Source organism: Curtobacterium sp. ME26, assembly GCF_903970945.1.
GTDB lineage: Bacteria > Actinomycetota > Actinomycetes > Actinomycetales > Microbacteriaceae > Curtobacterium > Curtobacterium citri.
Window position 1 is genome coordinate 21,626 of sequence record NZ_CAJCKG010000022.1, and the last position, 21,173, is coordinate 42,798.

Genomic DNA, 21,173 nt, shown 5'->3' on the forward strand with positions numbered 1-21,173 from the left:
CGTCCAGGCAGTGCCTGGACGGGCCGTCCCATCACCCCACCGGGCAGCCTTCCCACAGGACGACCCGGTTCCCCCAGCCGACGCGCTCGCGTCGGCCGAAGCCTGCTGACCTCAGTCGGTCAGGTACAGCTGCATGTCCTGGCTCACGGCCTTCGCGAACAGGCGCAGCTTCGCACGCGACTCGACACGGCTGACCGCCTGACGGGTCGTGTGGACGATCTTCGAGATCTCGTCGAGCGTCATCGGCTTGTCGTCGTCCAGGCCGTAGCGCATGCGGATGACGTTGGCCTCGTCGCTCGGCAGCTCGGCGACGATGGAGCGGATGTCGCGGTGCAGGAGCGTCGTCTCGGTGAGCTCGTTCGGGCTCGCGGCGTCCTCGTCCTCGATGAAGTCACCGAGCTCGCTGTCGTCCGAGTCGCCGACCACGGTGTGGATCGACACCGGCTCGTGCGAGCGGCCCTTGAGGTCCAGGAGTTCCTCGGTGCTCATGCTGAGCTCGGCGGCGACCTCGTCGGGCATCGGCGCGCGGCCGAGGTCCACGGTCAGGTCGCGCTCGGTGCGCGAGATCTTGTTGATGAGCTCCACGGTGTGGACCGGGATGCGGATGGTGCGCGCCTTGTCGGCCAGACCACGCGAGATCGCCTGGCGGATCCACCAGGTGGCGTAGGTCGAGAACTTGTAGCCCTGCGTGAAGTCGAACTTCTCGACGGCGCGGACGAGACCGAGGTTGCCCTCCTGGATGACGTCCATGAAGGGGAGGCCGCGCTGCGAGTAGCGCTTCGCGATGCTGACGACGAGGCGGAGGTTCGAGGTGATCATGCGCTCCTTGGCGCGCTCACCGTCGCGGACGAGCCAGCGCAGCTCGCGCTGCAGCTTCTTGTCGATGCCGGCCTCGGTGTTGAGCTTCTCCTCGGCGAACAGCCCGACCTCGATGCGGCGGGCGATGTCGGCCTCTTCCTCGGCGGTGAGGAGCGAGAGGCGGCCGATGTGGCGGAGGTAGTCGCCGACCTGGTCGACCGACGCGCCGCGGACACCCGCGAGCTGCTCGTCGGCCTCGACCTCGACGGCCTCGAGCGTGGTGGTCTCCACCGCGGCGACGGCGGTCTTCGCGGCTGCTGCCTTCTTGCTGCGGCGCGCGGTGGTGGCGGTGGTCGTCGTCTTCGGTGCTGCGGTCGCGGTCGTCATGGTGACTCTCCCTGCGGTTCGACGGTGATGGCCTCGGTGGGGGGTGGTCATGAGTAAAGCGGTCGCAAGGTGTACCCCACAAACCGATCGGATCGATTCCCAGGGAACGCCGTGCTTCACCTCCCGAACTGTCCCCCGCGGGGTACAGGCCCGACGACAGCATGCCCCCGCTGCAGGCCCGTGCACAAGGCGATCGGGCCGGATCTCCGGTGTTACAGCGGTGTTTCATCGGTCCCGCAGAGGGTGTACCCCGACCCGCTGCGCGGAGCGGACACGAAAACGGGGTACGGCGTTCCGGATCGTTGCGATCCGGACTCCGTACCCCGAAGACCGAGCGGCGGTCGGCGTCACCAGGAGGGTTCGAGCCACCCGTCCCGTCGCTCGGCGGTCTGGAGGTCGGCGTCGCGGTCGAACTCGTCGTACTCGCTCTCGAAGTCGCCGACGAGGCTGCGGCCGGTGAATGCGTGCGTGCTGGACATGCGGACGATGCTCACCCCGGAGGGCGACGACGCGGTGAACGGCCGGTGACCGGTCGCGGTCGCTCAGACGTCGATGTCGTCGTCGCCGTCCGACCAGACGGCGTCGCTCGCGGGATCGGGCAGCACGGAGTGACCGAAGGCGTCCTCGGGGTCGAGGTCCGCCGGTTCGGTCGGCTGTGCGTCCGTCCGTGCTGCGTCCACACGGACGAGTCGACCACCCGCCGGTGAACGGCGGGTGACGCGACCGGCACCCCGGGAGGTGCGGCGCTACTCCGCGGAGGTCGGTGCGGGGGCCGGGCGACCGTGCTCACGCTCGAAGCGTGCACGCTCCTCGGCCTCGACCTTGGCGTAGGCGGACCGCTCGGTGCGGTCCGCTCGCATGATCGCGCGCATGACGAACCAGAAGATCAGGCCGACGACGACGGTCGGCGTCACGGCGAAGATGATCCCGGTCACGACTCCATCTGGCACCGGAGCATCGTACCTCGCTCCGCTGTGCCGGACGACGGCGCTACTTGACCAGCGGGAACAGGATCGTCTCGCGGATCCCGAGGCCGGTGATCGCCATGAGCAGGCGGTCGACGCCCATGCCCATGCCACCCGAAGGCGGCATCGCGTGCTCGAGGGCCCGCAGGAACTCCTCGTCGACACGCATCGCCTCGGGGTCACCGCCTGCGGCGAGCTTCGCCTGCTCGACGAAGCGCTCGCGCTGCACGACGGGGTCGACGAGCTCGGAGTACGCGGTCGCGAGCTCGAAGCCACGCACGTACAGGTCCCACTTCTCGACGACGCCCGGGCGGGTGCGGTGCTGCCGGGTGAGCGGCGAGGTGTCGACCGGGAAGTTCATCACGAACGTCGGGGCGTGCAGCTTGTCCGAGTTGAAGTGCTCCCAGAGCTCCTCGACGTACTTGCCGTGCGTGGCGTGCGCGACCTCGACGCCCTCAGCCTCGGCGAGCGCCACGAGTTCGGACAGCGGGGTCTCCGGGGTGACCTCGTGGCCGGACGCCTCGGACAGGGACTCGTACATGTCCATGCGGGCCCAGTCGCCACCGAGGTCGTACTCGGTGGCGTCCGGCAGCGTGACGACGAGCGAACCGCCGGTCACCGCCTTCGTGGCGTTCTGCACGAGCTCCTGCGTGAGGTCCGCCATCTGCTCGTAGTTGCCGTACGCCTGGTACGCCTCGACCATCGCGAACTCGGGCGAGTGCGACGAGTCGGCACCCTCGTTGCGGAAGTTGCGGTTGATCTCGAACACGCGGTCGATGCCGCCGACGACCGCCCGCTTGAGGAACAGCTCCGGCGCGATGCGCAGGTACAGCTCGGTGTCGAAGGCGTTCGAGTGCGTCACGAACGGACGCGCCGAGGCGCCACCGTGCTGCGTCTGCAGCATCGGGGTCTCGACCTCGAGGTACTCGTGCCCGGTGAACGTCTGCCGTAGCGACGCCATGACGGCAGCGCGGGCGCGGACGGTCTCGCGTGCCTGGTCGCGGACGATGAGGTCGAGGTACCGCTGGCGGACCCGGGTCTCCTCGTTCAGCTCGTTGTGCAGGTTCGGCAGCGGCAGGATCGCCTTCGCCGCGATCTGCCACTCGTCGACCATGATGCTCAGCTCGCCGCGACGCGAGGAGATGACGCGACCGTGCACGAACACGTGGTCGCCCAGGTCGACGTACTCCTTCCACCGGGCCAGCGACTCCTCGCCCACCTCCGCCAGGGAGACCATCGCCTGGATGCGGGAGCCGTCACCGGACTGCAGCGACGCGAAGCAGAGCTTGCCGGTGTTGCGGGAGAACACGATGCGGCCGGCGACACCGACGACGTCCTGGGTCTCCTCGCCGGTCTCGAGGTGCGCGTACTGCTCGCGGACCGCCGGGATCGTCGTGGTGATCGGCAGTTCGGCCGGGTACGCCTCGATGCCCGCGTCGAGCAGCTTCGCCCGCTTGTCGAGCCGCACCTGTCGCTGCTCGCTGGTCTCGGCGGCGGCGAGCTCCTCGGCGGAGGGGCCGTCGCCCGAGGGCTCGGTGGCGGGTGCGGTCTCGTCGGTCATGCTGGTGCGGCTCCGATGGGTCGTGGGGATGCACCGATGGTACCGGCCGGTCGGACACGGTCCGGTCGACCGGCAGCACGCGACCGGATCGGGCCGGACCACGCAGACGGTCCGGTCGGAGGGACGAGCCCGCGGACGCTCCGATGGTCATATGATCGGAGCGCCCGTGGGGAGGGCCACCGACGGACCGTGCAGGCCCGGGTGCGCTACAGCGTCGCCTGGCCGTCGGCCGCGGCGAGGGCGTTGTCGACCGCCGAGCGGACGAGGGTGCCGAGGACCCGGCCGGGGTGCTCGACGCCGATCCCGGAGAGCGTGCCCGCGGACTGGTCGACGATCGCGGTCGAGAACGACACCGCGGCGCGCACGGCGTCGGCGTACGCGGGGCGGTCCTGCTCGGCGACGACGAACGGCTCCGCGCCCATCTCGACGACGAGCGCCTGGGCGATCGGGAGCACGGGCGCGGGAGCGGTCACGGCGCAGTACGCGTCACGGAGTCGGACGAGGTCGACGCTCGTGCCGGTGAAGGCAATCGCGGGGTGGATCGCGAGCGGGATGGCGCCGGCGGACATCGCCGGGCGCAGGACCTCGACGCCGTGGTCGGGGCTCGTGTGCACGACGAGCTGTCCCGGCTGCCAGATGCCCGCGTCCGCCAGGCCCTGCACGAGCGAGGCGAGCTGGTCGTCCGGCACCGCGAGCAGCACGAGCTCGCTGCGCTCCACCAGTTCCGGTGTCGCGAGGACCGGCGCGCCGGGCAGCATGGCCTCGGCGCGGTCGCGTCCCGCGTCGGAGACGGCGGTCACCCCGACGACGGCGTGCTCCGCGTTCGCCAGTGCCGCACCCAGGACCGGTCCGACCCGCCCGGCGCCGACGATGCCGACGCCGAGTCGTCCGGCCCTCACCGCGCGGCTCCGGGTGGCGGCACGTCGGTCCACCGGACGGGAGGCGCGGGGGGCGTTCCCCCGTCGGCGCGCGACGTGCCCGCGGGGGCGTCGGGAGCCGTGGTCGCCGCCCACTGCGGGTGCGGAGCGCGCGCGGCGGGGGTGGGCCGGGCCTCCCGTTCGCGCCACCGGTGGGAGGTGTCGGCGGCGGCAGCCTCGACGGCGCGGTGCGCCGTCTCGGACCAGAGGCGCTGCGCGTCGCCCGCGTCGAGCGCGCCGATGCGGGGTGACACCGGTCCGGCGACCGTGTGGACGTGCGCCGAGGCGAGCCGGAGGACGCGCTCGAGCGGCCCCTGCTCGACCTTCACGCTCTGCACGCGCGGCAGCGGGACGATCACGAGCGACCGCCACACGGCGCCGAGGCGCAGGAGGACCGCGCCCTGGACGAACCGGTACCCGTTGCGGCGGGAGGAGAACGGCCGGAGCCAGGCACCGCGTCGGGGCGAGTGCACGAAGCCGCCGCGGTCCCCGGTCGTGGTGAGGCTGTCGTCGACCACACCGACCGCCTCGGACGATCCCTCGCGGAGTGCCTCGCGGGAGGCGGTGGGGCCGACGACCGCGGCACCGACCAGTCCGGGGAGGATGATGTCGAGGACCTGCCGGACGTCCTCGGCCCGACCGACGGGCAGCACGATCGACGACGCCTGCTGGTTCGTCGACGCCCCGTTGCCGGCGTTCGTCGCGCGGTTGATGCGGACGTCCCACCACCCGAACGGCCGCCACAGCAGCGGCTGCGCGACGCTCACGGCGTGGATGCGACCGGGCGGCAGTGTCTCGTTCGAGGTCGAGACGAGGCCGAAGCCGATGCGGATGCCGTCGCGGGTCTCGGCGATCGTGTACTGCAGCGAGCGCGAGAACTTGCGGACGGTGTAGCCGCCGGCACCGATGACCACGGGGAACAGGGCGAACAGGATGCCGTACTCACCGGTGACCGCGATGCTGACGACGATCGCCGCGACGACCACGACGAAGAACACGGTCGTGAACGAGAGCAGCATCGAGGCGATGAGCCGGCCCGGGTGGACCTTCACGACGCGGGTGGCCCGGACGGCGGCGGGGTCGAGCTCCGGCGAGAAGAGCTCGTCGACGCGGTCCTGCAGCACGCCGTTCGAACCCCGCACCGCGGTCTGCTCGTCGTCCTGCGCGCCCGAGGCCAGGACGAGGATGCGCGACCGCAGGTCGTCCGCCGCGCGGGCGCCGAGGTAGGCGAGCTGCACGTTCGCGTCGTTGCCGGCCTGCGCGATCTCGAGCTTCGCGGTGCCGAAGATCCGCGGGACGACGGGTCGCGAGATGTTGATGCCCTGGATGCGGTCGAGCCGCGCCTTCCGGTGGTTCCGGAACAGCACGCCGGACCGGACCTCGACGACGTCGCCGGTCACGCGGAACTCGTGCATCCGCCAGGACACGTAGAAGAGCCCGATCAGCACGACGAGCAGCACCACGATCGCGAGCGCCACCCAGCCGACGGCCCCGTGCTCCCACACGTAGCGGACGGGGTCGCCGTCGTCCTGCGGCCCCTCGCCCGGCACGAAGAACTCGAGCACCTGGTCGCGGAGGTTGTTCAGGACGTACCCGAGGACGACGATCAGGAAGATGCCGCCCTTCAGCAGGGGCGTCAGGGGGTGCAGACGGTGCCACTCGCCGTCGGTCAGGGGTGCTGCCGCGGCCGCGTTGCCCCGTCGTGGTGGCGCGGGTGGGGGCGGTCCGGGTCGGAAGGTCATCGTCGTCCCCTAGAGCCCGGCGCGGCGGGACTCGGCGAGCTCGACGAGTCGGTCGCGCAGCTCGTCGGCGTCCGCGGCGGGGATGCCCGGGATGCGGACGTTGGTCGACGCGGCGGCGGTCACGAACTTCAGCTCGCTGAGCCCGAGGATCCGGTCGAGCGGCCCGCGGTTCACGTCGACGAGCTGCATGCGCCCGTACGGCACGGCGGTGAAGCGCTGCCACATCAGGCCGCGGCGGAGCACGAGGTCGTCGTCGCGCAGGGCGTACCCGATCGCACGGACGCGGCGGGGCGTGAGGACGGCGGTGACCAGGGCGACGAGGGCCACCGCGATCGCGACCAGGGTCCAGACCGTGCCCGCCGGCCCGCCGAAGCCGCCGAACAGCACCGCGAAGAGCACGCAGCCGGCGGTGACGACGACCCCGACCACCACGGTGCTGACGAGTTCGGTCCAGACGAGCTTCGTCGAGACACGCGTCCACTCGGTACCGGTCAGGCCGAGCCCCGCCTCGTCGAGTCGTTCGAGCGGCATCGCGGCCTCCTGCGGTCGTCGGTCAGTTCGCCGCCGTCCCGCCCCTCGGCAGGTCGTCATCGTCGTCGCCCGGTGGCGGCGCCATGCACATGCGCTCGGCGACGAGCGCGCACACCACGAGCACGAGACCGCCCCCGACCGCGACGGCGTTCGGCAGGACCGAGCCTAGCGGCGGCAGGGCCGAGCGGGTCAGGAGGTACACGAGCAGTCCGGCGGCGAAGGCACCGAAGAGCGCGCCCGCGATGCTCGAGGCCTTCGCGAGCACGACCACGCGGGTGGCGTACAGCGGGTCGACGGCGTGCTGGCGGGTCGCACCGTCACGGGCGTGCCGGCGGACGGGCCGGGCCATCGCGACGACGGCGACACCGATCAGGGCGAGCGTCACGCCGAGCGGCGTCGAGAGCAGGAGCGTCGGAGACTGGCGCGACGCGAGCACGGCGTCGAGGGCGAACCCGGCGACGGCGGCCACGACCGCGACGCTGACGAGGGTGGAGGCGCGGGTCGGCTTCACCGCGTGTGCTCCGGCCCCTGCTCGGTCCCCTGCCCGCTCGCCTGCCCGTCGAAGGGACGCGGCCCGTCGAACAGGCGCGGCTCGTCGATGCGCTCCGTGTCGTCGCCGAGAGCGGCGAGCAGGTCGGCGACGGGCCCGGCACCGGGCAGCTCGGCGTCCGGGTCGGCGTCGAGCCACGGGGCGAGCACGAACGCCCGCTCCCCCGCGCGCGGGTGCGGCACGGTCAGGGTCGCGGTGTCGATCCGGAGGTCGTCGATCGCCACGACGTCGAGGTCGAGCGTGCGGTCGCCCCAGCGGACCTCGCGGGTGCGCCCGTGATCGTCCTCGATGCCGTGCAGGGCGTCGAGCAACGCGTCGGGCGTCAGGTCGGTGTCGACCACGACGACGGCGTTCCGGTACCGCGGCTTCGTCGTGTCGAGCCCGTCCACCGTCAGTGCGACGGACTCGACCTCGCGGCTCGAGGCCACCGGTCGGACGCCCGGCACCGCGGCGATCGCCTGCGCGGCCGCCCGCAGGGTGCTGCCGCGGTCGCCGAGGTTGGCGCCGAGGGCGATGACGGCGCGGGTCACTCTTCCTCCTCGGACACCGAGGAGCCGCCGCGACTGCGCCGGATCGTGATCGACACGTCCGTGAACGGCACGGTGATCGGCGCCTGCGGCTTGTGCACGGTGACCTCGGTCGCCAGTGCCGCGCGGTGCGTCAGGACCGCGGCGGCGATGCGCTCGGCGACGGTCTCGATGAGGTCGACCGGGTCGCGCTCGATCTCGGCGACGACCTGCTCGGCGAGCACCCCGTAGTGCACCGTGTCGTCGAGGTCGTCGCTGCCCGAGGCCGTGCGGGCGTCGACCTCGACTGCGACGTCGACGACGAAGTCCTGGCCGTCCTGTCGCTCGTGGTCGAAGACGCCGTGGTGTCCGCGTGCGCGGACCCCGGTGAGTCGGATGGTGTCCCTCATGTTCGTGCTGCCCTCCAGGCATCCCAGACGTCGAGCACGGCACGGGTCGGTGCCGGGTCGTGCACGCGGACCCCCCACGCGCCGCGCTCTGCGGCGAGCAGGCTGATCGCGGCGGTGGCGAGGTCCCGGTCGGCGGGCGGGGCTCCCGCGGGGCTGCCGACGCCGTCGAGGAAGCGCTTGCGCGACGCCGCGACGAGGACCGGCAGCCCGATCGACGCGAACCGCTCGTAGCCGGCCAGGATCTCCCAGTTCTGCGCACCCCGCTTGGCGAAGCCGAGGCCCGGGTCGATGACGACCTGCTCCTCGCGCACCCCGAGGACGATGAGCTCCGCGACCCGGAACTCCACCTCGCGCCGGACCTCCTCGACCGCGTGCGTGTACTCGGCGTTCCGGTACATGCGGTCGCTGTGCCCGCGCCAGTGCATCACGACGAAGCCCGTGCCCGTGTCGCGGACGACGCGGACCATGTCGGGGTCGGCCAGCCCGCCGGAGACGTCGTTCACCACGACCGCACCGGCCGCCACGGACAGCTCCGCCGTGGAGGCGTTCATCGTGTCGACGCTCACCGCGATGCCCTCGGAGACGAGCTGCCGGACGACGGGCAGCACGCGCTCCTGCTCCACCGTCGGCAGGACCCGCTCGGCGCCGGGCCGGGTGGACTCACCGCCGACGTCGACCAGGTCGGCGCCGTTCGCCACGAGGTCACGGGCGTGGGCGACGGCGGCGTCCACCGCGAGGTGGAGGCCGCCGTCACTGAACGAGTCGGGCGTGACGTTGAGGATGCCCATGACACGCGTGCCCGACTGTGCGGGGTGGGCGGCGCGGCGCACCTCGGCGAGCCGGCGCGCGCGCCTCGTCGGCAGGTCGGTCATGCCGGGCTAGGCGGGGGCGATACCCGGGTTGCCGAACGGACGACGACGGGGCTTCGACGACGACTCGGGGTCGCCCTGCTCCGCCGCGGTCGAGGCGGCCTTGCCCGGGAACTCGATCGCCGGCAGGTTCGAGACCGGCCGCTTGTCGCTCGAGAGCCACTGCGGGCGCTCGGGCAGCTTGCGGACGTCCTTGAAGATCTCGACGAGCTCCGGCGCGTCCAGCGTCTCCTTGTCGAGGAGCTCCCCGGCCAGGCGGTCGAGGATGTCGCGGTTCGCGTTGAGCACCTCGTAGGCCTCGTCGTGCGCGGCCTCGAGCAGGGCGCGGGTCTCGGCGTCGACGGTCTCGGCGATGTTCTCCGAGTAGTCGCGGCCGCTGCCACCGCTCATGTCACGACCGACGAACGGCTCGCTCGAACCGGACCCGAGCTTGACGGAACCGACGGCACGGCTCATGCCGTACTCGGTGACCATCTTGCGCGCGGTCGACGTGGCCTTCTCGATGTCGTTCGACGCACCCGTGGTCGGGTCGTGGAAGACGATCTCCTCGGCCACGCGACCGCCCATGGCGTAGGTCAGCTGGTCGAGCAACTCGTTGCGGGTCACCGAGTACTTGTCCTCGAGCGGGAGCACCATCGTGTAGCCGAGGGCACGGCCTCGCGGCAGGATCGTGATCTTCGTGACCGGGTCGGTGTGCCGCATCGCCGCCGCCGCCAGGGCGTGGCCGCCCTCGTGGTACGCGGTGATGAGCTTCTCCTGGTCGGACATGATCCGCGTGCGGCGCTGCGGACCGGCCATCACGCGGTCGACCGCCTCGTCGAGGGCACGGTTGTCGATGAGCTGCGCGTTCGAGCGCGCGGTCAGCAGGGCGGCCTCGTTGAGGACGTTCGCCAGGTCGGCGCCGGTGAAGCCCGGCGTCTTGCGGGCGAGGAGCTCGAGGTCGACGCTCGCTGCGAGCGGCTTGCCCTTCGCGTGCACCTCGAGGATCTGCTTGCGGCCCTGCAGGCTCGGCGCGTCCACGCCGATCTGGCGGTCGAAGCGGCCCGGGCGGAGGAGCGCGGGGTCGAGCACGTCGGGACGGTTCGTCGCGGCGATCAGGATGACGTTCGTCTTGCCGTCGAAGCCGTCCATCTCGACGAGCAGCTGGTTGAGCGTCTGCTCGCGCTCGTCGTTGCCGCCGCCGATGCCGGCGCCACGGTGACGACCGACGGCGTCGATCTCGTCGATGAAGACGATGGCGGGGGCGTTCTGCTTGGCCTGGTCGAACAGGTCGCGGACGCGGCTCGCACCGACACCGACGAACATCTCGACGAAGTCCGAACCGGAGATCGAGTAGAACGGCACGCCCGCCTCACCCGCGACGGCGCGGGCGAGCAGGGTCTTGCCGGTGCCGGGAGGGCCGTACAGCAGCACGCCCTTCGGGATCTTCGCGCCGACGGCCTGGAACTTGGCCGGCTCCTGCAGGAACTCCTTGATCTCGTGGAGCTCCTCGATGGCCTCGTCGGAACCGGCGACGTCGGCGAAGGTGACCTGCGGGTTCTCCTTGTTGTTCATCTTCGCGCGCGACTTGCCGAACTGCATCACCTTCGAGCCGCCGCCCTGGGCGCTCGACAGGAGGAACCAGAACAGGGCGCCGATGATGAGGAACGGCAGGATGATGCCGAGCAGGGACAGGAACCAGTTGCCCTGCTGCACGGTGTCGTTGTAGCCGTCGGGGAGGTTCGCGTCGTTGACCGCGCTGATGACCTCTTCGCCACGCGGCGTGGAGTAGTAGAACTGCTCCTTCGCGTTGCCGTCCTTGAGGGTGAGGTCGACGCGCTGCTCGGTCGAGTTCACGACCACGGACGAGACCTTGCCGTCGGCGAGCTGCTCGAGACCCTTCTGGGTGTCGATCTGCTGCGTGCCGGACTGCGCGATGACGCTCCAGCCGATGAAGATGCCGACCAGCGCGATGAGCACGTAGAGGTACGGGCCGCGGAAGATGCGCTTGAAGTTCATGTGATCCGGGCGCGATGGCCCGACACCTTTCTCTGCCGGAGTTGCGTGGTGGTCAGCATACGGCCGTCACTCTGTGGCGAGAATGGGTGTCCTCTGCGGGCGAACTGCACGCCCGCCCCCCGTCAGGAGTACACGTGCGGTGCGAGGACGCCGATGCCGCGCAGGTTCCGGTAGCGCTCGTCGTAGTCGAGGCCGTAGCCGACCACGAACGCGTCCGGGATCTCGAAGCCGGCGTACTTCACGTCGACCTCGACCTTCGCGGCCTCGGGCTTGCGGAGCAGCGCGACGATCTCGACGCTCGCGGCACCACGGGACGCCAGGTTCTGCTTGAGCCACGACAGCGTCAGGCCGGAGTCGATGATGTCCTCGACGATGATGACGTCGCGGCCGTGCAGGTCCGTGTCGAGGTCCTTGAGGATCCGCACGACGCCCGACGACTTCGTGCCGGAGCCGTACGAGGACACCGCCATCCAGTCCATCCGCGCCTGCATCTTGAGGTGCCGCGAGAAGTCCGCCATCACCATGACGGCGCCCTTCAGCACACCGACGAGCAGCGGGTCCTTGCCCGCGTAGTCGCGGTCGACCACCGCGGCGAGCTCGGCGAGCTTCGCGTCGATCTGCTCGGGGGTGAAGAGCACTTCGGACAGGTCTGCCTGGACGTCGGAGAGTTCCACCGGTCCAGGGTAACGGTCAGGACGCGGCGGTGAAGGCCACCCGCTCGCCCTCCCGTGTCGCCCGGACGCCCGGCAGGTCGATCGGTCCCTGCCCGCTCCAGTCGGTCACGAGCCGGCACACCTCGAGCGTCTGCACCCGGGAGAGCGTCACGCCGAACTCGCTCTCGACCGCGAGCCGGACGAGCCGCTGCCGGAGGGCCGGCGGGTTCGCGAGCAGCTCGGGCACGGACAGCGAGATGCCGGCCTCGGAGTGCTCGGCGAGGTCCTCGGCCATCTCCTCGGCGAAGTGGTCGAGGGCGGCGGCGTCCTCGCGGAGCTGCTCGGCCGTGCGCGCGAGGGCCTCGGGCACGCCGGGACCGAGCTCACGCTCGAGGGTCGGCAGCAGGCTGCTCCGGACCCGCACCCGGGCGTACGCGGGGTCGTCGTTCTGCGGGTCGTCCCACGGCACGAGCCCCGCGGCGGCGCACGCCTGACGGGTCACGTGCCGCCGGAGCCCGAGCAGCGGGCGGCCGTAGGCCGGCCCCGCGGTCCGCCGCGCGAGCGGCGGCATGCCGGACAGTGCGTCCGGCCCGCTGCCGCGCAGCAGGCCCAGCAGCACCGTCTCGGCCTGGTCGTCGAGGGTGTGCCCGAAGAGCACGAGCGGTGACCCGGTGGCGGACGCGACGTCCGTGACGGCGGCGTGCCGTGCCTCCCGTGCGGCGCCCTCCGGACCGCCGTCCGGACCGACGGCCACCCGCCGGACGGTCACCGGGTCGAGTCCCAGTGCCGCGGCCTGCCGGGAGGCGCGGGTCGCCACCGCCTCGCTGCCCGCCTGGAGCGCGTGGTCGACCACGACCGCGCCGGCACGCAGGTCCTGCTTCGGCGCCTCGAACGCGGTGGCCGCGGCGAGCGCGAGCGAGTCCGGTCCGCCGCTCAGCGCGACCGTCACGAGGTCGCCCGACCGGACGACCCCGTCGACCAGTGCCTGCGCGAGCAGCGTCCGCACCGCGAGGCGGGTCGCTGCGACGGCGGGGTCCAACCGGGGACGCGGAGAGATCACCCGGTAACGTTAGCCGCGCTTTCTTCCCGCACATGAGACCAGGAGCGCACCATGACCGCGTACGACGTCGTCGTCGAGATCCCCAAGGGCAGCCGCAACAAGTACGAGGTCGACCACGAGACCGGTCGCGTGTACCTCGACCGCGTGCTGTTCACCTCGTTCGTCTACCCGACCGACTACGGGTTCTTCGAGGAGACCCTGGCCGACGACGGCGACCCCGTGGACGCGCTGCTGCTGCTCGAGTACCCGACCTTCCCGGGTGTCGGCGTCAAGGTCCGTCCGGTCGGCGTCTTCAAGATGAGCGACGAGGCCGGCAACGACGCGAAGGTCCTCGTGGTCCCCGCGAAGGACCCGCGCTGGCAGCACATCCAGGACATCTCGGACGTCGACGAGCAGACCAAGAAGGAGATCGCCCACTTCTTCGAGCGCTACAAGGACCTCGAGCCGAACAAGTGGGTCAAGGCCGAGGGCTGGGGCGACGCCGCCGAGGCCGAGGCGATCGTGCAGGCCGGCCAGGCCGCGTACGTGCCCGCCGGTCACTGACGCTCCGCGCACGCGAACGGCGCCCGCTCTCCGGTCGGAGGGCGGGCGCCGTTCTTCGTGTCGGTCGTCTCGGTGTCCGTGGCCCGGCTACATCGAGCCGCTCGGACGGGCCACGTAGGGCAGGAGCTGGCTCGGGGTCCAGATCGCCCGCTCGAGCACACCGCGGGTGGGGTTGGCGGCCTCGACCATCATCCCGCCACCGGTGTAGATCGAGTCGTGGTACGCCCCGCTGACCGAGCCGTTGGACGAGTAGAACAGGATGTCGCCGGCCTGCCGCTGCGACAGCGGGACCAAGCGGCCGATCGACGCGAAGTGGTTGTACTGCCAGACGACGTTGTGGCCGCCCGTGGCGATGCCCTGGGAGTTGTAGGCCATCATCACCAGTCCCGAGCAGTCCCACTGGTTCGGGCCGGCCTGGCCGAAGACGTAGGCGTCGCCGATCTGCGCGCGGGCGTACGCGATGGCGCCGGCGGCCTTGCTCGCACTCGGCGCGGGAGCGGGTGCCGGGGCGGGAGCGGGCGCCGGCTTCGGAGCGGGGGCGGGCTTCGGAGCGGGCGCGGGGGCCGGAGCAGGGGCGGGCGCGGGCGCCGGGGCGCTCGGGCTCGACGGCTTCGAGGTCGGCGTGCTGGGTGTGCTCGTGGTCGGCGTGCTCGTGGCCGGTCGCGACGGGACGCTCGGCGACGACGGGTCGGTCCCGGTGCTCGTGCCGCCACCACTCGGCTGCCCGCCGGCGCTCGGCGCGGTCGTCGTGGCGCCGCCACCATCCGCGTTGCCGTTGCTGTTGCCGTTGCTCGTGCTGCCCCCGCCGGCCCGGGCAGCGAGCTGCTGCTCGGCGCGGGCGGCCTGCTGCGCGTCCCAGTACGCCGTCTCGGTGGCGACGCTCGTGCCCTTGAGGAACGCGAGCTGCTCCAGCACCTCGGACTGCTTGGCCTGCTGCTGCTCGACCCGGCCGCTCGCCGCAGCCGCCAGGGCGTTCGCCTCGTCCAGCGCGCGTTCCGACTTCCGCGTCGCCTCGGCCAGGGCGGTGGTCGCGGCCTGCTGCTGCGCGGCGATCGACTCGACCGTGTTCTGGTCGGCCTGCGCCTGGGCGAGGACCCGGGCCGAGCGCTCGGACAGGTGCGAGACCGTGCCGACGCGGTAGAGCAGGTCCTTCGCGTCCGACGCGTCGACGAGCATCGAGGTCGAGAGGTCCCCGCCACCCGTGCGCGAGAGCTCGACGACGAGCCCCGCGACCTGCGCCGCCGACTCGTCCGCTCGTGCACCGGCGCGCTTCGCCTGCGCGGTCAGGTCGTCGAGGGTGTCCTTCGCGTCCTGCTGCTCGGACGCCGCCATCGCGTAGTCCTGGCCCGCCTGGAGCTCCGCCACCTGCGCCGAGTCCGCGGCGTCCTGCAGGGTCTGCAGTCGGGCGCTCAGCTCGTCCGCCGTCTGCTGGGCCTGGGCGGTGTCCGCCTTGGCCTCGCGCACGTCGTCCCAGCTCGGGGCCGACGGCGCGGCCTGCGCGGGACCGGCCAGCACGACCGACAGACCGATGCCGAGGACGGCGACGACCGCGGTGCACGCGGTGCGGTGGCGGGGGGAGGGCTTCATGTCGTGCTCAGGGCCTCTCGACGGCGCTGTTGCTCATACCGAGATCCCCCGCGCTGCCATGAAGGGGACCGGGTCGACGGCGGAGCCGTTCACCCGGGTCTCGAAGTGGAGGTGGCACCCCGTCGACCAACCGGTGGAGCCGATCTTCGCGATCTGCTGCCCGGCCTCGACGTGCTGCCCGACGGACACGAGGATGCCGCCGTCGACGATGTGCCCGTAGGCGGTGGAGATGCCGCCGCCGTTGTCGAGCACGACCTCGTTGCCGTAGCCGCCGCCGTTCGCCGCGAAGGTCACGGTGCCGGAGTGTGCCGCGTAGATCGGGGCGTAGCAGGCCGGCGCGAGGTCGACCCCGGCGTGCAGGGCGCGGTAGTGCGTGTACGGGTCGACGCGGTAGCCGTAGGGGCTCGTCTGGTAGCCGCCGGCGGGACGGACCCACCCGGAGGAGTTCGGCGTCCCACCGCCGGCGCCGCCCTGGCTCGTGGCCGCTGCCTTCGCCGCCGCGGCCGCCTGCCGGGCCGCCGCGGCCTCGGCTGCTGCCCGCCGCGCCTTCTCGGCGGCGACGCCCTTGTCGTACGCCGCTTCGACGTTCTTCGCGTTCGTCGTCAGCAGGGTGAGCTGCGCTTCGAGGCGGGTCTTGTTGTCGGCCTCGGCGTCGACCGCGGTCTGGGCGCGGTCGGCGGCGTCCTGCGCGGCCTGCATCTTCGCCTGGGCGGCCTCGGCGAGGGCCCCGAGGGCCTCCTTCGCCTGTTCGGCACGGTCGGCGAGACCCTGGGCGACCCCGCGGTCCTGCGAGGCCTGGGAGTAGATGCCGTCCGCCTGCTCCGACAGCTTCGACATCGCGCCGAGCTCGTAGAGCAGGTCGCCGGACGCCGAAGGGTGCGTGAGGATGTCGGTCGTCACGTCGTTCGCGCTCGCGCGACCGAGCTGTGCGGCAAGCTGACCCGCCTGCGCCTCCGACTGCTTCGCGGTGCGCTCGGCCTCGTCCGCCTGATCCTGCAGCGTCTGCTGCTCGAGGGTCGCGGCGTCGTACTTCGTCTGTGCGTCCTGGTACGCCTTGCCCGCCGCTGCGGCCGAGGCCTGGGCGGCGGACGCCTTCGACGTGAGGTCGTCGAGGAGCGCCTTGATCTCCGTCACCTTCGCCTGCTGCGCGTCCTTCGACGCCTTGGCCTGCTCGACGTCGGACCAGCTCGGGTACCCGGCGGCCGAGGCGGCGGTCACCGGACCGACGGCCGCGAGGGCCCCGGCGGTGAGCACGACGGCGACCGCGGCGGCGATCACGCGGCGGCGGGGGCGGAGGGAGGTGAGGGATTTCGACATCTGTCTCGTTTTCGTAACGGCACGGCGGGGCTCGCGCACGTGACGCTGTCAACAGACGCAACAGTAACAACAGCAGTCACACGGCGGACACCCCCGAGCGAGGGTGCCAGGACGCCCCGATGGTGGCACCGGGGACGTGCCGGTCCGGGACGGGACGGCGCGACACGCCGGAGATGCACGCTCGGAGGCGTTCGATTTGCACACCTCGCAGGGCATCCGTATGCTTGTCCATCGGTAGCGCACGGCGCAGCTTGCGGCCCTATCGTTTAGTGGCCTAGGACACCGCCCTTTCACGGCGGCAGCACGGGTTCGAATCCCGTTGGGGTCACTCCACGTGAGTGAGCAAGCAACCGAGCAACACCGAAGCAGTAATCACAACACAACATGGCCCTGTAGCGCAGTTGGTTAGCGTGCCGCCCTGTCACGGCGGAGGTCGCGGGTTCAAGTCCCGTCAGGGTCGCCACGGCTGGATAGCTCAGTTGGTAGAGCGTTCGACTGAAAATCGAAAGGTCCACGGATCGATGCCGTGTCCAGCCACGGTGAAGAGCCCCTCACGAGAGTGAGGGGCTCTTTTGCGTTCCCGGGCGGTCCCCGGGGACGCAACCGGGCCTAGGCCTCGCGGGTCTTCGGGCTGCTGTCGTTCGTCTTCGCCGGGTCACGCTCGACGACCGACCCGAGGGCGTCGTCGATGCGGGACATCAGCTCCGCGGGGATCTGCACCCCGGCAGCGCCGGCGTTGTCGTGCACCTGCTCCGGACGCGAGGCACCGATGATCGCCGATGCCACGTTCTGGTTCTGCAGCACCCACGCGACCGCGAGCTGCGCCATCGACAGGCTGAGCTCGTCGGCGACGGGCCCGAGTTCCTGCACGGCGGTGAGCACCTCGTCGTTCATGAAGCGCTCGATCATCTTCGCGCCGCCCTTGTCGTCCGTGGCACGGGAACCCTCGGGCAGCGGCTGACCGGGCTGGTACTTGCCGGTCAGGACGCCCTGGGCGATCGGGGACCAGACGATCTGCGAGATGCCGAGCTCCTCCGAGGTCGGGACGACCTCGCCCTCGATGACCCGCCAGAGCGCCGAGTACTGCGGCTGGTTCGAGATGAGCTGGAAGCCCAACTCCTTCGCCAGGGCCGCACCCGCGCGGAGCTGTTCGGCGGTCCACTCCGAGACGCCGACGTAGAGCACCTTGCCCTGTCGCACGACGTCGGCGAACGCCTGCATCGTCTCCTCGAGCGGGGTCTCGTGGTCGAAGCGGTGCGCCTGGTAGAGGTCGACGTAGTCGGTCTGCAGGCGCTCGAGCGACCCGTCGATCGACTCGAGGATGTGCTTCCGGCTCAGCCCGGTGTCGTTGTGGCCCTTCGGACCGGTCGGACCGAAGACCTTCGTCGCGATCTCCAGCGACTGACGCCGCTCCCCCTTGAGGGCCTCGCCGAGGACGGTCTCGGCGCCGGTGTTCGCGTAGACGTCGGCGGTGTCGAACGTCGAGATGCCGACGTCGAGCGCGGCACGGACGCAGGCGATCGCCGCGTCGTTCTCGACCTGTGAGGCGTGGGTGAGCCAGTTGCCGTAGGTGATCTCGGACACCTTGAGGCCCGAGTTGCCGAGGTAGCGGTACTCCATGTGCGTGTCACTCCTGTCGTGGAGCGCGTCGGTGCGCCCCGACCCGTGACGGTAGTCCGCGAAGTCCGAACCGCTTCCACCGTTCGCCGTGCGGCAGGTACGGTGAAGTATCAGTGGTCCGGGGCAAGACGAAACCCCGGCGATGTGGCCGAGGCCAGTGATCGTTCCGGGGTCTTCGTCACCCATCGTACAAGGGAACCGATGCTTCACCAAGATCTCCCGGCGCTCCTGACGCCGGAGCGCCTGCGGTCCTACACGGCGCGGTGCCCGGATCTGACGTCCGCGATCCGCCTGTACGAGTGGAACATGCGCGCCGCGGCAGCCGTCCTGGAACTGACCGGCATCGTCGAGGTCGTCGCGCGCAACTCCTTGGACCGGGAGCTCGGCGTCTGGGCGGCTCGACGCGGTGCACCGACCTGGTTCGATGCCGTGCATCTCGACCAGCAGGGACGTCTCGACCTGGACAAGGCCCGAGCACGCGCGAGCCGGAACGGACGACGGCCCGAGATCCATGGTCGCGTCAAGCGGGAGGTCCGTGCTCGGATGCAGCAGCTGCACTTCGTCAGGAACCGCGCCGCCCACCACGAACCGATCCACCAGCGCGACCTCCGCCGCGACCTCGACGACGCGCTGGAGCTGCTCGGCTGGATCCACCCCGTCGCTGCGGAGTGGGCGGCCGACACGACGTCGCTCCGCGCCGTCCTCGACGCCCGACCCAGCGACTGAGGGGCAGGATCGCAGGGGCGCGGTGCACAGCGGCACCGCCGGGAGCAAGGGAGCATCCATGTCGGGACCGAGCGTGCTGTTCATCGGCGGCAGCGGCATCATCAGCGCCGCGTGCGTCCGCGAAGCCGTCGAGCAGGGGTTCGACGTCACCGTGCTCAACCGGGGCACGACCGACAAGCGGCCGATCCCGGAGAGCGTCACGCGCCTCCAGGCCGACGTGTCGGACCGCGCCGCGCTCGAGGCGGCGATCGGCGACCAGCGCTGGGACGTCGTCATCGACTTCGTGGCGTTCACGCCCGACCAGGTGCAGCGGGACGTCGAGGTGTTCACGGGGCGGACGAACCAGTACGTCTTCATCTCGTCGGCCTCGGCGTACCAGACGCCCGCGACGCACCTGCCGATCACCGAGTCGACGCCGCTGAAGAACCCGTTCTGGCAGTACTCCCGCGACAAGATCGCGTGCGAGGACCTGCTCACGAAGGCCTACCGGGAGGACGACTTCCCGATGACGATCATCCGTCCGTCCCACACCTACGACGAGACCCTCGTGCCGTTCTCCGGCGGGTGGACGGTGCTCGGTCGCATGCGCGCGGGGAAGCCGGCCGTGGTGACCGGCGACGGGAGCTCGCTGTGGACGATCACGCACGCGCGGGACTTCGCGGTCGGGTTCGTCGGGCTGCTCGACCGTGCCGAGGCGATCGGCGAGGCGTTCCACATCACGGGTGACGAGGCGCCGACCTGGAACCAGATCGCCCACGAGCTCGCGGCCGCCGCCGGCGTGGAGGACCTGCAGCTCGTGCACGTCCCCGCCGACGCGATCGACGCCCTCGACGCCGAGTGGGGTGCGAGCCTGCTCGGGGACAAGGCGAACACCTCGGTGTTCGACAACACGAAGGTGCAGACGCTCGTGCCGGAGTTCGCGCAGTCGACGTCGATCCGGCAGGGTGCGCGGGAGATCGTGGCGTGGTTCGACGCGGATCCGTCCCGCCAGGTGACGGACGAGCACCTCGACGGGCTGATGGACCAGCTCGTGGAGCGGTGGCAGGTGCGCTGACGCGCGGCAGGACGGACGGGAGGCGCGGTGCCGGCTGGCACCGCGCCTCCCGTCCGTCGGGCGGTCGCGTCTAGCGCGCGGCCAGCACCTCGCCGAGGGTCCCGATCGCGAGACGGACCTCGTCGTCGGTGACGACGAGCGGCGGGGCGAAACGGATCGTCGAGCCGTGCGTGTCCTTGACGAGCACGCCGCGGTCGGCCAGGTCGTGCGCGATCTCCTTGCCGGTGCCGAGCGCGGGGTCGATGTCGATCCCCGCCCACAGCCCGGCGACCCGGTGCGCCACGACGCCCTTGCCGACGAGCTCGTCGAGCAGCCCGCGCAGGAGCGGTTCGCCCTCGAGCGCGCGCTGCTGGAACGTGCCCTCGTCGAGCATCGCGACGACCTCGGCGCCGACGGCGGCGGCGAGCGGGTTGCCGCCGAAGGTCGAGCCGTGCTCGCCCGGACGGAGGACGCCGAGCACCTCGCGGGAGCCGACGACCGCGGACACCGGGACGATGCCACCGCCGAGGGCCTTGCCGAGCGTGATGAGGTCCGGCCGGACGCCGACGCGTTCGACCGCGAGGGTGTGCCCGGTGCGGCCGAGCCCGGACTGGATCTCGTCGGCGACGAACAGCGCGCCGAACTCGTCGCAGACCTCGCGGACGGCCGGCAGGTAGTCGGCGGGCGGGATGACGACCCCGCCCTCGCCCTGGATCGGCTCGAGCAGCACGGCGACGACGGTCTCGTCCATCGCCGCCCGGAGGGCCTCGGCGTCGCCGTACGGCACCGTGCGGAAGCCCGGCGTGTACGGGCCGAAGTCCTCGCGGGCCGAGGGGTCGTCCGAGAACGACACGATCGTCGTGGTGCGCCCGTGGAAGTTCCCGGATGCGACCACGATGGTGGCCTGCCCCGCCGGGACGCCCTTGACGCGGTAGCCCCAGGCACGCGAGACCTTGATGGCGGACTCGACGGCCTCGGCACCGGTGTTCATCGGCAGCACGAGGTCGGTGCCGGTCAGCGCGGCGAGCGCCGACGCGAACGGGCCGAGCCGGTCGTTCACGAACGCGCGGCTCGTCAGGGTCACCCGGTCGAGCTGGGCGCGTGCGGCGTCGAGCAGGCGGGGGTTGCCGTGGCCGAAGTTCACCGCAGAGTAGGCGGCGAGTCCGTCCAGGTAGCGCCTGCCGTCGACGTCCGTCACCCATGCACCCTCGCCGGACGCGATGACGACCGGCAGCGGGCTGTAGTTGTGGGCGAGGGAGCGGTCCTCGACGGCGAGGGCGGCTGCTGTGGCGTCGCCGAGCGAGCTGGCGTCACCGAGCGAGCTGGCGTCACCGAGTGCGCTGGCGTCGCCGAACGCGCCGGCACCCTGGTGGGTGCCGGCTCCGGTCGTGGTGCCCATG

General features: G+C 71.6%; 22 protein-coding genes and 3 tRNA genes. 6 read left to right on the forward strand and 19 right to left on the reverse strand.

The window, feature by feature from the left end:
• Window positions 1–111: 111 nt before the first annotated feature.
• The 15 genes from H7A69_RS10265 to tilS all read right to left on the reverse strand — a co-directional run bounded on the left by H7A69_RS10265 (window position 112) and on the right by tilS (window position 12,947).
• Complete coding sequence (locus H7A69_RS10265) at window positions 112–1,185, reverse strand: sigma-70 family RNA polymerase sigma factor (protein WP_069711837.1); 1,074 nt, start codon at window positions 1,183–1,185, stop codon at window positions 112–114.
• Window positions 1,186–1,532: 347 nt separating this feature from the next.
• On the reverse strand, window positions 1,533–1,664 hold the full coding sequence (locus H7A69_RS17480) for a hypothetical protein (protein ID WP_259346175.1): 132 nt from the start codon (window positions 1,662–1,664) through the stop codon (window positions 1,533–1,535).
• A gap of 63 nt (window positions 1,665–1,727) precedes the next feature.
• Window positions 1,728–1,865 (reverse strand): hypothetical protein, encoded by a 138-nt coding sequence (locus H7A69_RS10270; protein ID WP_182046933.1) that lies wholly within the window; start codon window positions 1,863–1,865, stop codon window positions 1,728–1,730.
• A gap of 66 nt (window positions 1,866–1,931) precedes the next feature.
• Complete coding sequence (locus H7A69_RS10275; RefSeq protein WP_069711836.1) at window positions 1,932–2,135, reverse strand: hypothetical protein; 204 nt, start codon at window positions 2,133–2,135, stop codon at window positions 1,932–1,934.
• Between the two features lie 40 nt (window positions 2,136–2,175).
• Entirely contained in the window at window positions 2,176–3,711 is a 1,536-nt protein-coding gene (gene lysS, locus H7A69_RS10280; protein WP_182046934.1) for a lysine--tRNA ligase, read from the reverse strand.
• Between the two features lie 206 nt (window positions 3,712–3,917).
• Window positions 3,918–4,610, reverse strand: coding sequence for a Rossmann-like and DUF2520 domain-containing protein (locus H7A69_RS10285; RefSeq protein WP_259346176.1), 693 nt, complete (start codon window positions 4,608–4,610; stop codon window positions 3,918–3,920).
• Window positions 4,607–6,370 (reverse strand): PH domain-containing protein, encoded by a 1,764-nt coding sequence (locus tag H7A69_RS10290; RefSeq protein ID WP_182046936.1) that lies wholly within the window; start codon window positions 6,368–6,370, stop codon window positions 4,607–4,609. The genes H7A69_RS10285 and H7A69_RS10290 overlap by 4 nt, the downstream gene beginning before the upstream one ends.
• 9 nt (window positions 6,371–6,379) lie before the next feature.
• Window positions 6,380–6,901, reverse strand: a complete 522-nt coding sequence (locus H7A69_RS10295) for a PH domain-containing protein (RefSeq protein WP_182046937.1) — start codon at window positions 6,899–6,901, stop codon at window positions 6,380–6,382.
• Window positions 6,902–6,923: 22 nt separating this feature from the next.
• Window positions 6,924–7,412 (reverse strand): DUF3180 domain-containing protein, encoded by a 489-nt coding sequence (locus tag H7A69_RS10300; RefSeq protein WP_069711831.1) that lies wholly within the window; start codon window positions 7,410–7,412, stop codon window positions 6,924–6,926.
• Window positions 7,409–7,981, reverse strand: a complete 573-nt coding sequence (folK, locus tag H7A69_RS10305; protein WP_182046938.1) for a 2-amino-4-hydroxy-6-hydroxymethyldihydropteridine diphosphokinase — start codon at window positions 7,979–7,981, stop codon at window positions 7,409–7,411. Before folK ends, H7A69_RS10300 begins: the two co-directional genes overlap by 4 nt.
• Window positions 7,978–8,367 (reverse strand): dihydroneopterin aldolase, encoded by a 390-nt coding sequence (gene folB / locus H7A69_RS10310; RefSeq protein ID WP_182046939.1) that lies wholly within the window; start codon window positions 8,365–8,367, stop codon window positions 7,978–7,980. The genes folK and folB overlap by 4 nt, the downstream gene beginning before the upstream one ends.
• The gene (folP, locus tag H7A69_RS10315; RefSeq protein ID WP_182046940.1) at window positions 8,364–9,239 is read right to left on the reverse strand and encodes a dihydropteroate synthase; all 876 of its coding nucleotides are present in this window, start codon (window positions 9,237–9,239) and stop codon (window positions 8,364–8,366) included. The genes folB and folP overlap by 4 nt, the downstream gene beginning before the upstream one ends.
• 6 nt (window positions 9,240–9,245) lie before the next feature.
• Window positions 9,246–11,234, reverse strand: a complete 1,989-nt coding sequence (ftsH, locus tag H7A69_RS10320) for an ATP-dependent zinc metalloprotease FtsH (RefSeq protein WP_069711828.1) — start codon at window positions 11,232–11,234, stop codon at window positions 9,246–9,248.
• Between the two features lie 122 nt (window positions 11,235–11,356).
• Window positions 11,357–11,908, reverse strand: coding sequence for a hypoxanthine phosphoribosyltransferase (gene hpt, locus H7A69_RS10325; protein WP_069711827.1), 552 nt, complete (start codon window positions 11,906–11,908; stop codon window positions 11,357–11,359).
• 16 nt (window positions 11,909–11,924) lie between these two features.
• The gene (tilS, locus tag H7A69_RS10330) at window positions 11,925–12,947 is read right to left on the reverse strand and encodes a tRNA lysidine(34) synthetase TilS (protein WP_182046941.1); all 1,023 of its coding nucleotides are present in this window, start codon (window positions 12,945–12,947) and stop codon (window positions 11,925–11,927) included.
• Between the two features lie 51 nt (window positions 12,948–12,998).
• Between tilS and H7A69_RS10335 the strand changes: the two genes are divergently transcribed.
• Entirely contained in the window at window positions 12,999–13,490 is a 492-nt protein-coding gene (locus H7A69_RS10335) for an inorganic diphosphatase (RefSeq protein WP_182046942.1), read from the forward strand.
• 87 nt (window positions 13,491–13,577) lie between these two features.
• Here H7A69_RS10335 and H7A69_RS10340 read toward each other — a convergent pair whose 3' ends face one another.
• On the reverse strand, window positions 13,578–15,077 hold the full coding sequence (locus H7A69_RS10340) for an NlpC/P60 family protein (protein WP_182046943.1): 1,500 nt from the start codon (window positions 15,075–15,077) through the stop codon (window positions 13,578–13,580).
• A 33-nt stretch (window positions 15,078–15,110) separates the two neighbouring features.
• Entirely contained in the window at window positions 15,111–16,394 is a 1,284-nt protein-coding gene (locus H7A69_RS10345) for a M23 family metallopeptidase (protein ID WP_182046944.1), read from the reverse strand.
• A gap of 255 nt (window positions 16,395–16,649) precedes the next feature.
• Between H7A69_RS10345 and H7A69_RS10350 the strand changes: the two genes are divergently transcribed.
• From H7A69_RS10350 to H7A69_RS10360, 3 genes are all read left to right on the forward strand, one after another.
• Window positions 16,650–16,722: transfer RNA gene (locus H7A69_RS10350), tRNA-Glu, on the forward strand.
• Between the two features lie 58 nt (window positions 16,723–16,780).
• Window positions 16,781–16,857, forward strand: a tRNA-Asp gene (locus H7A69_RS10355).
• Window position 16,858: 1 nt separating this feature from the next.
• Window positions 16,859–16,931: transfer RNA gene (locus H7A69_RS10360), tRNA-Phe, on the forward strand.
• A 72-nt stretch (window positions 16,932–17,003) separates the two neighbouring features.
• On the opposite strand, the gene H7A69_RS10365 is transcribed toward H7A69_RS10360, so the two are convergent.
• Window positions 17,004–18,014, reverse strand: a complete 1,011-nt coding sequence (locus H7A69_RS10365; protein WP_182046945.1) for an aldo/keto reductase family protein — start codon at window positions 18,012–18,014, stop codon at window positions 17,004–17,006.
• A gap of 201 nt (window positions 18,015–18,215) precedes the next feature.
• Here H7A69_RS10365 and H7A69_RS10370 point away from each other — a divergent pair, with 201 nt between their 5' ends.
• A complete protein-coding gene (locus H7A69_RS10370) occupies window positions 18,216–18,740 on the forward strand; it encodes a hypothetical protein (RefSeq protein WP_182046946.1) in 525 nt (174 codons plus the stop codon).
• 58 nt (window positions 18,741–18,798) lie between these two features.
• Window positions 18,799–19,794: an SDR family oxidoreductase gene (locus H7A69_RS10375; protein ID WP_182046947.1), complete on the forward strand. Its 996-nt coding sequence runs from the start codon at window positions 18,799–18,801 to the stop codon at window positions 19,792–19,794.
• A gap of 70 nt (window positions 19,795–19,864) precedes the next feature.
• Here H7A69_RS10375 and rocD read toward each other — a convergent pair whose 3' ends face one another.
• Entirely contained in the window at window positions 19,865–21,172 is a 1,308-nt protein-coding gene (rocD, locus tag H7A69_RS10380; RefSeq protein WP_182046948.1) for an ornithine--oxo-acid transaminase, read from the reverse strand.
• Window position 21,173 lies beyond the last annotated feature (1 nt).